Source organism: Microcoleus sp. D3_18_C2 (genome assembly GCF_036702395.1).
GTDB lineage: Bacteria > Cyanobacteriota > Cyanobacteriia > Cyanobacteriales > Microcoleaceae > Microcoleus.
On the sequence record NZ_JAUBTG010000023.1, the window covers coordinates 50,522 to 64,115 of the forward strand.

The window sequence follows — 13,594 nt, forward strand, 5'->3', positions numbered from 1 at the left end:
GGGTTTCTTGAACAGAATCAGTTTAAAGGCTAGAACTGTAAAGAAACCCGGTTTCTGAGGTGTACTTCACAAACCTGGAATATGCTGTAATTGTTGGGCGGGCTTTCGGGCCCACCGTACAAGAGTTTGAATAAACACAAATGTTGCACCATTGTCAAGAACAGGCTTTCCGGCCTGTTCCACAATAAAATTCATCTCTTGTGGAACAGGCCGGAAAGCCTGTTCATAAAAAGCTTATTGACAATAGTGCCAGATGTGAGAGTAAACACAAATGTCCAAGTTAAGTGGGCGACAATTTAAAATATTCAATCTCAAATCCCAAATAGATTGACGAACGATCGCGTACAATAAATCTGGGGAAAAAGTAGGCGCAGGCGGTTGCGGATTAGCGAAAGCTTGTCTGAGGAAAGTCCGGGCTCCCGAAAAACCAAACTTGCTGGGTAACGCCCAGTGCGAGCGATCGTGAGGATAGTGCCACAGAAAGATACCGCCAATTAGTCATTAGTCAGCAGTCATTGGCCATTAGTAAGTAACTGAGGATTTTTGACTGGGAAGCAACAACTAATTTGGTAAGGGTGCAAAGGTGCGGTAAGAGCGCACCAGCAGCATCGAGAGGTGCTGGCTCGGTAAACCCCAGTTGGGAGCAAGGTCGGAGGGACTATGGTTGGTTTTTTACCAGTTCCGTTTTTTGGTACCGCTTGAGGCGTCTGGTAACAGGCGTCCCAGATAGATAACTGCCCTCGAAAACTGCTTGCAGTTGAGAGAACAGAACCCGGCTTATGTCCGACTTTTTCCTCCCCCCATTTAATTAAAACTACCGCTTGGGAATCAGGTCAACAAATCTTTTCGACCTGTTTTATGTTGGGAAAGGTGTGCACTGCACACCCGGAGGAAGATTTTGGGTAAGGTGCACCATAAGCACCCGGAGGAATATTTAGTCTTTCAACTAAATTTTTTTTATTAATATGAATCTGATACCTGTTAAAAAAAATAATGCAACTTTTGAAAAGCTCCAAACCCGGATAGTCATCCGTGATTCCCACTTCTAAAATCTAAAATCTAAAATCTAAAATCTAAAATCTAAAATGGTATGATTTATCCGGGTCGCCAAAAGCAACTTGAAACATTAATTGAAAAATTGGGACTGACGAAGAATGCTTCGATAAAATGGCATCTCGTCGATTTAGCTTTGACTCATGCGAGCGCGTCAGCTAAGGCGAATTACGAGCAACTAGAGTTTGTCGGGGATGCAGTAGTGCGGCTGGCTGCGTCGGAATTGTTGTTTGAGATTTATCCTGACTGTACAGTGGGAGAATTTGCTGCGATTCGATCGATCTTGGTGAGCGATCGCATTCTTGCTAAAATCGCTGAAAGTTACGGGTTCGATCGCTATTTAATTGTTTCCAGCAGCGCCGCTGCAGACAAAACAGGCGCTGAGCCCCGGCTGGCCGATGCTTTGGAAGCGGTACTGGCTGCGCTTTATTTGAGTACCCAAAGCTTAGAATTAATTCGCCCTTGGCTAGATTCTCACTTTCAACGCTTAGCGGCGGAAATCCGCAGCGATCCGGCTCGCCAAAACTACAAAGCTGCTCTCCAAGAGTTGACTCAAGGCAAATACAAAACTTTGCCTAAATATAGCGTGCAAGAAACTGGGACAGTGCAGGGCGGAGAGGATCGTTTTACCGCAGAAGTTCTCATTCAGGGAAAGTTGGTAGCAGAGGGAAAAGGTCGATCGATCAAAGCGGCCGAACAAGCAGCGGCTCAGGCAGCTTTCAATAAATTAGTTGGTAGTGAGTAGTCAGTTGACTGTTGACTGTTGACTGGTGTTATCAGTTATTGGTTATTTGTTAGGAGCGCGAATTAAATAACTTACAATTTTAATTGTTATTGTGGGATGGGCTCTTATAGCCCGTCCAAAAAGGATGGGCGTCCCGCCCATCCCACTTTCAAGAGTGGAAGTTATTTAATTCTCATTCCTTAGCTGATACCAATAACCAATAACCAATAACCAATAACTACTGCAAACAGTCAACAGTCAACAGTGATTTTTTTGAGTTAAAACATAGATAATAATAACAAAATATGCTAAAATTGCTGTGCGATTTTTGAACTTATAATTAATGAAAATCGGAATAGCTGTATTGGGTGCAGGCCGCTGGGGAGTTAACCTAATTCGCAACTTTCTCGAACATCCCAACAGCCAAGTTTTAGCGGTGGTAGACCCGAATCGAGATTCATTGGCTGCCGTTCAAAAACAGTTTAATCTTGATGCCTCGGTGATTCTAGCTACCGATTGGTCTCAAGTGCAAGCCTTGCCGGGACTGCAAGCTGTGGCGATCGCCACTCCAGCTTCCACACACTACACCCTCGCAGCAGCAGCGCTGAAACAAGGCTACCACGTCTTAGCAGAAAAACCCCTCGCCCTCAACCTGACTGAAGCAATAGAACTCTGTCAATTAGCCGAAAAACAGCAGCGGCAACTCTTCGTTGACCACACTTATCTGTTTCATCCAGCAGTCGATCGAGGCCAAAGAATTATTCAACAGCATCAACTTGGAAAATTGCGCTACGGTTACGCCCAGCGCACCCATTTTGAACCGGTGCGCCATGACGTTGATGCCCTTTGGGACTTGGCTATTCACGATATCGCTATTTTCAATACTTGGTTGGAACAAACGCCAATTGAAGTAAGGGCGATCGGCACTGTTTTTCCGAAGGAAGAGGGAAGTTCGGCAACGGATTCTGTAACGGATGTAACGGATGTAACGGATGTAATGGATGTCAAAAAGAAGGAAGAAGGAAGAAGAAATAGGGAAGAAGGAATAAATCAAGAAGCAGCAGAAATTGAAAATCAATTTTCTCCTTCACTGCTGACTACTAATCCTGCAGAAAAACTAGCAGATTTAGTTTGGGTAACGCTCACCTATCCCGACGGATTTCAAGCATTTATTCACCTGTGCTGGCTAAATCCCGACAAACAACGGCGCTTAACAGTTGTTGGCAGTTTGGGAACCTTGATTTTTGACGAAATGTCGCCAGAAACTCCCCTGATTGTGCAGCGTGGGAATCCAGATTGGGGAGGCGAAGAGAATAACTCTTTTGAAAGTGCGATCGCGCCGCAGCCAAAGAGCCTCAGACACCGCGAAGTGTTGAGTTTAGAACAAGTAGAACCGCTGAGGCGAGTGTGCGATCGCTTCCTCAATTCCGTGCAAACAAATACCCCCTGTCTTACCTCTTCGGGCACCGCCTCCGTCGAATTAATCCGCATTCTCAGCACTTTGAGCAAATCCCTCGAACTCGGCGGACAGCCCCTAATACCATTTTAGATTTGAGATTTTAGATGGGGAACATCACTCCTCAATTTTTAAAACTTCCCTTTTCCGTTACTAAGTCGGGGCTGTGAAAATAAAAACTTGACTGCTGATTGACAGGCAAAGAAATCATCACCGTAGTACCTTGATTCACGCCCGCGCTGTGCAGGGTAATGCTTCCGCTCATAGATTCCATTATCCTTCGCGAGATAGCCAAGCCCAAACCGTTACCGCCAAACTTGCGAGTTGTAGAACCATCAGCCATCACAAAAGGTTGAAACAATTTCTGCTGGTGCTCGGGATCGATACCAATTCCCGTATCTTTAATTGTCACCACCACCCAATCGCTTTGACCGCTGGGGCCCGTCGTACTTTCAGCACTGCCGTTAAAACTACCAGAATTAGTTCTCGACTCTAGTCGCACAGATATATTAATGCTGCCCGACTCTGTAAACTTAACCGCATTGCTCAAAACATTTAAAAACACCTGTTTTAGCTTCTCCGGATCGGCATGAACAATAATCGGATCGTGAGGAGCTGGCAAACTTAACTTCAAGCCTTTTTCCTCGATTGGACTCGCTTGCAAATCAATCGCGTCTTCAAGTACCTGAGTAATATCAACTACTTCTAACATCATGGAGAACGTGCCGGATTCTATTTTAGCAATGTCCAAAATATCATTAATAATATTGAGCAATTGCATTGACGAGTCGTGGGCCCGCTGTAAAAATTCCATTTCTTCATCTCGGTCATCGCAGTAGCCGTCCCGCACAATTTGAATAAAACCAATAATTCCGTTGAGCGGCGTTCTCAATTCGTGAGAAATATTCCCCAAAAATTCATTTTTTAATTGATTGGCAACTTGCGCTTCTTTGGTGGCGACTTCCAATTCTTTTGCCCAGGATCTAAGGCGCTGCACCATGCTGTTGAGTGCTTCTGATAGTTGATTGAATTCCCTAATTTGGAAATCTTGGGGCACTGTCTGCGACGCTTCTGTATCTACTTTCATCGCGTAGTCTCTCAGTTTTTCCACAGGACGCGCCAAGTCGCGAGACAGATATAAAGTGGCGATGATACTAGCAGCAACCAAACCTACAATTAAATTAAATAAAACTTGCTGAATTTCTTCCAAACCCGACAGAGCGTAATCTAAACGAGAGACAGCTAAAATAATCCACTTGCTGTTCTCCTGTGTAGTTGAAGGACTCGGGATAGCGGCGTATCCTGCTAGCAACTCTACACCATTTCTTTCAAAGGAAAATAGGTGGAGAAAAGCTGTTCCGCCGGCGATCGCCCTTCTGACAATACTTTTTAGTCGAGCGGCATCTGCCTCTTGGTCAATATTGCGGCCCACGCGATTGATATTCGGGTGCGCCAAAATCGTCCCATCTTGGTCGATCGCCACCGTATAGCCAGCTAAAGAACCCTTGGGAGCGCTGGTTTGGACAGGCAAGGCCGACTGCAAACTCAAAGCATAACTCAACTGCAGGGTATTGCCCCGACGAATGTAAACAGGAGCGCTCAACACCAAACTCGCTTGGCTATCGCGGCCTTCTTTACCCGCATCGGGAAAATCCTCAGCCCCCAAAGTCACATTCTGATCGTTTGCTGTCCCCTGTCGCTGCGGAGGTAAGGACAGACTGATGTAAACGCTCTTGTCGTCCAGCAGCGTTTGCTGCTGCTGTACGGGCGGCCAAAATTTTGCCGGCAACGACTGAATCGGCTGCTGCCCGCAAGTGCTTGCTATCACTTGATTTGTCTTTAAATTAGTCAATTGCAAGCAATCAACCTGCGCTGGCAACCGCTGCCCTAATTGGGCAATAAACTTTTGATAATCCTTCGGATCTACCGACTGCAACATCGAGCTTTCCGAAGCGCCGATCAGATTCGACTTCAGCGATTTCGCCCACTGTTCAATAGTGTCTGCTTTTCTGACTGCACTTTCTGTCAAGTTTTGACGAGCAGTTTCCAGAAGCGTCGAGCGTGCCTTGCGATAGGTAACATACTCCCCCACCAGTAGAACAGGTACGCTGAGCAACAAAATCCGCGACAGTAAAATACGGCGAAAGGAGGATTGACCTAACTTAACCATAGGAAATATCTAAATTAAGGTGCAACACCCAACAGCGACCATTAAAGTGAAATAAACCAGACCGAAAGCATGAATCTGTCTAGGGGGCTCTGCTGACTGGACAACACAGCTTCCGAACAACATTTAAACACAATTATAGAAGCCACTGTAATAATCTCGATTCTAAGTGTGTGGGGCCAAAGATGCTCAGCAATTTGTTTCGCAAATGCCTGTGATTTCGGTCACACTTCCCTTCTCAATTCTCGGAACGACTGGCATCCAATCGCCCAGGTGCCATTTTTTCAGGCTGCAAAAAGCGTCGGGTGGACATACCGCCGTTGCTTGAAGCTAGAATCGCATAGATGCACTCGCCCCCAATTAACAGGCAAAAAGTTCGGTTTCCGGCTAGTGTACAGAGATCATTCTTGTTCGATCGGACTTTTTCTTTCCCAATGCCTTCGAGAGGTTGGCCAGAGATGGGCGATGTGAGATTTGGCACCCTGTCAAAGATTTGTTTTGCCATCCGATTGATTCAGTGAAAATAATTCACCTGTCAAACAAAAAGAATGAGACGATCGAGCTGCCGATCGACTCTGACAACCGTAATGTGGGGAACCTTGGCCCAAACAGTGGACCCACGCTCGGTAAATTCGCGGTCTCGGCAATAATCTCCATAGCTTAATCGATGAAAAAAAACTTTACCAATTATACGTATTATTACACAAACAACCGTCCGAGATATCATCACGCATATTTGATATCTCCCCTTTTAGAAATGCTGGCGACACTTCAGCATACCAGCAAGACAAAACTCCGAGTTTTGGATCTCGGCTGCGGCAATGGCAGCCTCAGTCACGTTATCGCAGAGCACGGCTGCGAAGTTGTCGGCGTTGACACTTCAGCGGCCGGAATTGCCATCTCCCGTCAAAGTTTCCCCGATTGTCAGTTTATCGAAGCAGATATTTACGACCTTCCAGATACCGATATTTTGAACTCATTTGATGTTGTCTTAGCTATTGAAGTAATCGAACACTTGCTTTATCCTAAAGAACTAGCAAAAACTGCAAAAAGATGCCTCAATCCGGGAGGAAGACTAATTATTTCCACACCCTATCACGGCTATTTAAAAAATCTGGCTTTAGCGGTTTCTGGCAAACTAGATCAACATTTTACCGTGCTTTGGGATAACGACCACATTAAATTTTTCTCAGTAGATACGCTGACCAAGTTATTAACATCTGAAGGATACACGGACATAAAATTTAAATTTGCTGGTCGGTGTCCCTATCTTTGGAAATCAATGTTATGCTCTAGTAAGTTTTCAGGATAACCTGAAAACTTATGAGTTGTGAGTTGTCAATAAATTAAGTTTCTTGACTAGACCACCAGGCATCATAAAAAGTAAAAAATAAGTTTCACTAAAAAACAAGTAAAATGACTGTTGGCGTTTGGATCTTAGGCGATCAACTGTGGGAGAACCAAGCTGCTCTCAACCGCACAGATGATAAACCCTCCCTACCGATAATTTTAATTGAATCTTGGCAGCACGTTCAACAGCGGCGCTACCACCAACAAAAATTAGTATTAATTTGGTCGGCCATGCGGCACTTCGCTAAAGAATTGCGCGGCAGTGGATGGCAAGTTACTTACACAAAATCGGAGGACTTTGAAGCACCTCTAAAAGCTTGGATACAAGCTCACAACATCACCGAAGTGCGGGTAATGGCTCCGAACGATCGACCTTTTTTACAGCTCGTTCAAAACTTGCAACTCCCCTGTCCAATAACCATAATTCCCAACAATCAATTCCTCTGGACACAAACAGAATTCAAAGATTGGGCTTCAAGCCGCAAACGTTTGTTAATGGAAGACTTCTATCGAGCCAGCCGCCAGCGTTTTCAAGTTTTAATGGATAGCAGCAATAAACCTGTGGGAGGGAAGTGGAATTTTGACAAAGAAAATCGTCAGCCACCCAAAGGAAAACTGGATACACCGAAACCTCTCTGGTTTGAACCGGACGCCATAACTCAAGAAGTTATCGCACAAGTTAAATCTCTATCTTTCCCAACTTACGGAAACATTGAACCTTTTCGCTGGGCGGTTACACGAGAGCAAGCACTGCAAGTATTAGATAATTTCATCCAACAGTGTCTCCCCGCTTTTGGCCCTTATCAAGACGCGATGGTAACGGGGGAGGAAACAATGTGGCATTCCCTAATTTCTCCGTATCTCAATATTGGATTACTTCATCCTTTAGAAGTTATTCAAGCCGCCGAAACAGCCTACCTCGAAAAAAACTTAAATTTAAACGGCGTCGAAGGTTTTATCCGCCAAATTCTGGGCTGGCGAGAATACATTCGCGGTGTGTATTTTTACGTGGATGCTGATTATTTTGAAAAGAATTGGTTCAACCACACTCAACCGCTGCCGGAGTTTTTTTGGGACGCTAGTAAAACAGATATGAACTGTTTGCGCCAAGTTTTAACTCAAGTCGAAGGCAGCGGTTACGCGCACCATATCCAGCGGTTGATGATTTTGAGCAATTTTGGTCTAATTGCGGGAATCTCGCCCCAGGAGCTAGAAAAATGGTTCCACAGTGCGTTTGTGGATGCCTACGACTGGGTAATGCAGACTAATGTGCTGGGCATGGGTTTGTTTGCTGACGGCGGTGTGTTGGCCTCGAAGCCCTATGCTGCTTCTGCCAATTACATCAATAAAATGAGCGATTATTGTCGGGGGTGCAAATTCGATCGCACTGTGCGATCGGGCGAAAACGCCTGTCCCTTCAACTTCTTCTACTGGGATTTCCTAGCGCGCCACCGGGACAAACTTCAGTCGATCGGTCGCATGAGCTTTATCTTAGCCAATCTCGACAAAATGCCGCCGGCAGAATTGGCAACCATCCGCCAAAAAGCAGCAGAGTGGCACTTAGTCAGTTGACTGTTGTCAGTTGTCAGTTGTCAGTTGTCAGTGGTTAATCCTTTGCAATGGCTAATAACAAATAACCAATAACATTAATCAACAGTCAACAGTCAACAGTCAACAATGCCCCATGCCCCATGCCCCATGCCTCATGCCCCATGCCCTTTGCAATTCTTATTTTTTCCCTGACTTTTCCCTAAACATTCCACAGCGTTTCCACAGGCAAGTCTGAGGTTTTCCACAGATCCGACAAAGTTTTCCACAGAAATTAACGGCACGGTAGCATCTTGCTGCGGAATTGGGGATTTCCTTAACTTGCTGGCTAATTCCTCATAAACCCCCCAACACATAAAGATATGTAACAAAAAAATCCCTGAAAAGCTGATTATTTGGTAAACCTTTTTTTTATCTAAAGGACTTTGTAATATTTCGCAACATTGACAAACCCACCCCCCCATAGCGCACAATGATGCGACCGACCTAAAAAAAAGCGCTCTGATTTCGGCTGTGCCTGCACCTGTATCCGGCCGAAGGGGGGTTCTGTTTTCAATTTATTAGCGAGACTAAACAAAATGATCAACCCAACAGTCAGTATTTTTGCTGAAATTCCCGAAACGCTGCACGATTCTCTCAAAACTTACCTGGAAACCCATCCTGAATGGGATCTAGACCGAGTATTTTGCGCCGCCCTGTCGCTGTTTTTGTTGCAGAATGCCGATAGCGGTACGCCTGAAGCTTCGCGCAGTTATCGCCAAGCTGCGAGAGTTTATCTCGAAACTCTGTTTCAATCTCCTCAAGACTTGCACAGCAACAATGTAACTCCGTCCTCTTAAAGGATCAGGGGAGAGGGGGAGACGCGGTTTCTGGGAAGGATGTAACTTGACCGAGAGGGCCCGCACTGCATAGGTGGCAACTTCAGCTTAAAATCCCTGAGAACTATCGCTTATAGCTTAATGCCGAGCCCCATTGCATCTCCCTTAAGAAGCAGGGCTGTTTCATTCTCATGAAAATCAGGCTTTTGTAGGGGTAGTGCCCGTGCCGACCCCCTCCACGGACGAGGGAATCGGTGTTTCAAATATTGGGGCAACCACGGGGGATTGCCCCTACAAGAGAATGAAAAATCCCCCCGGACTATCAGGATGCCGGGGGGATAAGCTGCCTTAATCGTCAAACAGTAGACGGGTAGTACATAAGACGCGCTTGTTTACACGCATGGTGCTTATGGCTGAAGACTACATCATGCCCATGCCGCCCATGCCGCCCATGCCGCCCATGCCGCCCATGCCGCCCATGCCGCCCATGCCGCCCATGCCGCCCATGTCGCCCATGTCGCCACCGGCTTTTTTCTTCTCGGGTTTTTCGACAATCACAGCTTCAGTGGTCAACACCATGCCAGCAATGGAACCGGCATTTTGCAAAGCCGATCGCACTACCTTAGCCGGGTCAATAATCCCGGCGGCAATCATATCTTCGTACACGTCGGTGAGAGCGTTGTAGCCAACGTTGAACTCGCTCGCCCGCACTCGTTCGATGACGATCGAACCTTCAACGCCGGCATTATCAGCGATTTGACGCAAAGGTGATTCCAAAGCTTTCTTCACCAAGTCAGCGCCTACTTGTTCTTCGGTGTCTAAAGTATTTCTGATCGCATCTATTTTTGTAATCAGGTGAATTAGGGTCGTGCCACCTCCGGCAACGATACCTTCTTCCACAGCAGCTTTAGTAGCGTTCAGAGCGTCTTCAATACGCAGTTTACGGTCTTTGAGCTCGGTTTCGGTAGCTGCGCCGACTTTAATTACAGCGATGCCGCCGGCGAGTTTGGCGATGCGTTCGGTTAGCTTTTCCTTGTCGTAGTCGGAATCCGTCGCTTCTAGCTGTTTGCGGATTTGCTCGATCCGTTTTAGCACGTCAGCTTTGTGTTCGTCGCCAGCAACAATGATGGTGTTTTCTTTGTCGATCGTAATTTTGCGGGCGGTACCGAGCATTTCTAGGGTTGCGGTATCGATGCTGAGTCCGACTTCTTCAGAAATCAGTTGACCGCCGGTGAGTACGGCGATATCTTGAAGCATAGCTTTGCGTCGATCGCCAAAACCAGGAGATTTGGTTGCTGCGATGTTCAATACGCCGCGGGCTTTGTTGACTACCAGAGTTGCCAAAGCTTCGCCTTCAATATCTTCGGCGATAATTAGCAGCGGTTGACCTGTGCGGGCGATTTTTTCGAGAACTGGAATTAGTTCTTGAATTGAGCTAATTTTTTTGTCGGTAATCAGGATGCGAGCGTTTTCGTACTCAACTTCCATGCGATCGGTGTTAGTGACGAAATACGGAGAAAGATATCCGCGATCGTACTGCATCCCTTCGACCACTTCCAATTCCGTTGTCAGAGATTTCGACTCTTCAACAGTAATTACGCCGTCTTTCGTGACTTTTTCCATTGCTTGGGCAATCATGGCGCCGACTTCTTCGTCGTTACCGGCGGAGACAGTGGCGACCTGAGCAATGGCGCTTCCTTCGACGGGTTTGGCCAATTTCTCGATTTCCAGCACCAAGTGGGCGATCGTTTTTTCAATACCCCGGCGCAGCGCGACTGGGTTTGCGCCTGCTGCGACATTCTTCAAACCTTCGCGAATGAGGGATTGAGCGATAACCGTTGCGGTTGTTGTGCCGTCGCCTGCGATATCTTTAGTTTTGGAGGCGACTTCTTGAATTAAGCGAGCGCCAGCATTTTCCAGGGGGTCTTCGAGCTCGATATCCCTAGCAACGGTGATACCGTCGTTAACGATTTGGGGACTGCCGTATTTCTTTTCCAATAGGACATTCCGGCCTTTCGGGCCCAAGGTGATGCGGACAGCATCGGCGAGTTGATTGACGCCGCGTTCTAGTGCCCGGCGAGATTTGTCGCTAAATGCAACTATTTTTGTCATGTTTGTCTCCAATCGCTTACATTAGCAAATTTAGCACTCTCTGAGTCTGAGTGCTAAGTCGATCGATTTTTGATTGTAGCGCGCCTCAACCGTGTGGGGGATTGGGGGGGCGGATGGGAGATTGGGGCGATCGTTCCGGGTGGCTAAGGACAAGGCAATGCCGTGTGGCCACAGCGGGTAGGGGCACGGCACTGCCGTGTCCTCACAGATATCCTGTCCCGCAGATATAATATGGTTTGTTACATCTCGATCGGGTTTTGGCTCGGCCCCAAACCCAACTTTTATGGCGCGTCATCCCCAAGCAGAATTTTTATTCAAATTTTCTTAACTTGTGTTTTCGGTCATCTACCTTTCGATAGAGCTTCTATTCTTTTTTCAAACTTCTACCTTCTATAGCAACCGCCAAGACTATTAGGACGTTCTTAATTGCTGAAAACCTTGGGGAAGACTCCTTCTTCCTTCAGCATCCATCCGTTACATCCGTTACAAAATCCGCTGCCGAACCTTCTTCCTTCTTCCTTCTTCCTATGGCTCGTTATTCTCGACTGCAAAAACTCGCCTCTTATATGCGCCCGCACTGGAAACCAACCTTCTGGGGCGTTTTTTCACTATTAGTTGTCAATGCTGTGGGCGTTTACATTCCCCTGCTGATTCGGAATTCAGTTGACACTCTGCAAGTGGCGACTAAATTTGACGAAGTTTTCAACTTCGTGGCACTAATTCTGATTCTCGCCTCAATTATGTGGGTGATTCGGATGGCGTCGCGGATTTTGCTGTTTGGCGTCGGGCGTCAAGTCGAATTTGACCTCAAACAGCAAATATTTAATCATTTATTAACATTAGAACCGTCTTATTTTGCAGCCAATACGGTAGGGGATTTAATTAACCGGGCTACTTCCGATTTAGACAATATTCGGCGCTTGGTGGGGTTTGCGGTGCTGAGTTTGGCGAATACGGCATTTGCCTATGCTTTGACTTTGCCGGTGATGCTGGGGATTAATGTAAGGCTGACACTGTTTGCGATCGCAGTTTATCCTTTAATGCTGGTTTTGGTACAGTTATTTAGCGACAAACTTCGCATCCAACAGTTAGCCGTGCAAGAGGAATTGTCGGCGATGAGCGATTTAATTCAGGAAGATATGAGCGGGATGTCCGTAATTAAAATCTACGCTCAAGAAGAAAACGAACGCCGAGCTTTTCGCAATTCCAATGCGAAGTTGCTATCAGCAAATTTGGAATTAGCAAAAACTAGAAACTTTATTTTTCCGCTGCTGGGCGGTTTGGCAAGCATTAGTTTGTTGGTGCTGCTTTCTGCTGGTGGCGGGGCAATTGCTAATGGTCAAATTAGCATTGGCGATTTTGTAGCGTTGCTGATTTATGTCGAGCGTTTGGTGTTTCCGACGGCGCTGTTGGGTTTCACAATTACTGCTTACCAGCGGGGAGAAGTGAGTGTCGATCGCATCGAATCAATTCTGACGGTGGAACCGCAAATTAAGGATGCTCTCGATGCAGTTGAACTTGCAACTCCAGTCAAAGGCGAAATTGCGGCTCGCCATCTAAATTATACTTATCCGGGCGCTAAGACACCCGCGCTTAAAGATGTTGATTTTACCATAAAACCGGGAGAAACTGTCGCAATTGTTGGGGCGATCGGCTCAGGAAAATCAACTTTAGCTAATGCGCTGCCACGCTTGCTAGATATCGATCCGGGCGAGTTATTTGTAGACGGACAGGATATTACCAAGGTAAAATTGACCGAATTGCGCGGGGCGATCGCCTACGTTCCGCAAGAAAGCTTTCTGTTCGGCACTACCATCAAGAATAACATCCGCTACGGAAACCCTTTAGCGGAACAGCCGGAGATTGAAGCGGCGGCAAAACAAGCACAAATTCACGCCGAAATCCTCAACTTTCCGCAGCAGTACAAAACAGTTGTCGGCGAGCGCGGCATTACTTTATCCGGCGGACAGCGGCAGCGGACAGCACTTGCTCGCGCTTTGTTAGTTGACGCCCCGGTGTTAATTTTGGATGACGCTCTTTCCAGCGTTGACAATCAAACTGCTACCGACATTTTGCGAAACTTGGCAACGGGAACCGATCGCAAAACAGTAATTTTTATCTCGCATCAAATGTCGGCGGCGGCTAGTGCCGATCGCATTTTTGTGATGGAGCAAGGAGAAATAGTTCAGAGTGGCACTCACCTTGAATTGGTAGGGCAAACAGGGCTTTATCAGTATTTGTGGAACCAGCAAAAATTAGAGGAATTGCTGCATTGACAAGTGACAGATACTTTGAGTGATCTAGAGTTAGACCCTAGATAAATAGGCAGGTGCAAATAAACTGGTCACGAGGAGGGCGGGTTTTGT

11 protein-coding genes and 1 other RNA gene are annotated in these 13,594 nt (G+C 46.6%); 7 read left to right on the forward strand and 5 right to left on the reverse strand.

Translation table 11 applies throughout. From position 1 onward, the window contains the following. Positions 1–361: 361 nt before the first annotated feature. The 3 genes from rnpB (at position 362) to QUA88_RS15735 (ending at position 3,326) form a co-directional block, all read left to right on the forward strand. Positions 362–795: RNase P RNA component class A (gene rnpB / locus QUA88_RS15725), an RNA gene on the forward strand. Between the two features lie 295 nt (positions 796–1,090). Continuing rightward, a complete protein-coding gene (gene rnc, locus QUA88_RS15730) occupies positions 1,091–1,798 on the forward strand; it encodes a ribonuclease III (protein ID WP_333051407.1) in 708 nt (235 codons plus the stop codon). A gap of 322 nt (positions 1,799–2,120) precedes the next feature. Then, the gene (locus QUA88_RS15735) at positions 2,121–3,326 is read left to right on the forward strand and encodes a Gfo/Idh/MocA family oxidoreductase (protein WP_333051409.1); all 1,206 of its coding nucleotides are present in this window, start codon (positions 2,121–2,123) and stop codon (positions 3,324–3,326) included. 31 nt (positions 3,327–3,357) lie between these two features. On the opposite strand, the gene QUA88_RS15740 is transcribed toward QUA88_RS15735, so the two are convergent. Continuing rightward, complete coding sequence (locus QUA88_RS15740) at positions 3,358–5,403, reverse strand: ATP-binding protein (RefSeq protein WP_333210956.1); 2,046 nt, start codon at positions 5,401–5,403, stop codon at positions 3,358–3,360. Between the two features lie 235 nt (positions 5,404–5,638). Continuing rightward, the gene (locus tag QUA88_RS15745) at positions 5,639–5,905 is read right to left on the reverse strand and encodes a hypothetical protein (protein ID WP_333233718.1); all 267 of its coding nucleotides are present in this window, start codon (positions 5,903–5,905) and stop codon (positions 5,639–5,641) included. 231 nt (positions 5,906–6,136) lie between these two features. Between QUA88_RS15745 and QUA88_RS15750 the strand changes: the two genes are divergently transcribed. Continuing rightward, positions 6,137–6,712 carry a class I SAM-dependent methyltransferase gene (locus tag QUA88_RS15750; RefSeq protein WP_333272534.1) on the forward strand — a complete coding sequence of 192 codons (576 nt, stop codon included), beginning with the start codon at positions 6,137–6,139 and terminating at the stop codon, positions 6,710–6,712. Positions 6,713–6,816: 104 nt separating this feature from the next. Then, on the forward strand, positions 6,817–8,322 hold the full coding sequence (locus QUA88_RS15755; protein WP_333051415.1) for a cryptochrome/photolyase family protein: 1,506 nt from the start codon (positions 6,817–6,819) through the stop codon (positions 8,320–8,322). Between the two features lie 131 nt (positions 8,323–8,453). On the opposite strand, the gene QUA88_RS15760 is transcribed toward QUA88_RS15755, so the two are convergent. Further along, the gene (locus QUA88_RS15760; RefSeq protein ID WP_333272537.1) at positions 8,454–8,654 is read right to left on the reverse strand and encodes a hypothetical protein; all 201 of its coding nucleotides are present in this window, start codon (positions 8,652–8,654) and stop codon (positions 8,454–8,456) included. 225 nt (positions 8,655–8,879) lie between these two features. Here QUA88_RS15760 and QUA88_RS15765 point away from each other — a divergent pair, with 225 nt between their 5' ends. Further along, the gene (locus QUA88_RS15765; RefSeq protein ID WP_050813024.1) at positions 8,880–9,137 is read left to right on the forward strand and encodes a DUF2811 domain-containing protein; all 258 of its coding nucleotides are present in this window, start codon (positions 8,880–8,882) and stop codon (positions 9,135–9,137) included. A gap of 399 nt (positions 9,138–9,536) precedes the next feature. On the opposite strand, the gene groL is transcribed toward QUA88_RS15765, so the two are convergent. Beyond that, a complete protein-coding gene (gene groL, locus QUA88_RS15770) occupies positions 9,537–11,228 on the reverse strand; it encodes a chaperonin GroEL (RefSeq protein ID WP_333051419.1) in 1,692 nt (563 codons plus the stop codon). Positions 11,229–11,258: 30 nt separating this feature from the next. Continuing rightward, positions 11,259–11,420: a hypothetical protein gene (locus QUA88_RS15775; protein ID WP_333272540.1), complete on the reverse strand. Its 162-nt coding sequence runs from the start codon at positions 11,418–11,420 to the stop codon at positions 11,259–11,261. 335 nt (positions 11,421–11,755) lie between these two features. Between QUA88_RS15775 and QUA88_RS15780 the strand changes: the two genes are divergently transcribed. Further along, complete coding sequence (locus QUA88_RS15780; RefSeq protein WP_333210960.1) at positions 11,756–13,504, forward strand: ABC transporter ATP-binding protein; 1,749 nt, start codon at positions 11,756–11,758, stop codon at positions 13,502–13,504. The last annotated feature ends 90 nt before the right edge of the window (positions 13,505–13,594 follow it).

What these genes read in the sequence shown, in the direction of transcription:
- QUA88_RS15780 (WP_333210960.1), top strand. Translation starts at nt 11,756, where the DNA reads ATGGCTCGTTATTCTCGACTGCAAAAACTCGCCTCTTATATGCGCCCG.
- rnc (WP_333051407.1), top strand. Translation starts at nt 1,091, where the DNA reads ATGATTTATCCGGGTCGCCAAAAGCAACTTGAAACATTAATTGAAAAA.
- QUA88_RS15745 (WP_333233718.1), bottom strand. Translation starts at nt 5,905, where the DNA reads ATGGCAAAACAAATCTTTGACAGGGTGCCAAATCTCACATCGCCCATC.
- QUA88_RS15735 (WP_333051409.1), top strand. Translation starts at nt 2,121, where the DNA reads ATGAAAATCGGAATAGCTGTATTGGGTGCAGGCCGCTGGGGAGTTAAC.
- QUA88_RS15755 (WP_333051415.1), top strand. Translation starts at nt 6,817, where the DNA reads ATGACTGTTGGCGTTTGGATCTTAGGCGATCAACTGTGGGAGAACCAA.
- groL (WP_333051419.1), bottom strand. Translation starts at nt 11,228, where the DNA reads ATGACAAAAATAGTTGCATTTAGCGACAAATCTCGCCGGGCACTAGAA.
- QUA88_RS15760 (WP_333272537.1), bottom strand. Translation starts at nt 8,654, where the DNA reads ATGTGTTGGGGGGTTTATGAGGAATTAGCCAGCAAGTTAAGGAAATCC.
- QUA88_RS15740 (WP_333210956.1), bottom strand. Translation starts at nt 5,403, where the DNA reads ATGGTTAAGTTAGGTCAATCCTCCTTTCGCCGTATTTTACTGTCGCGG.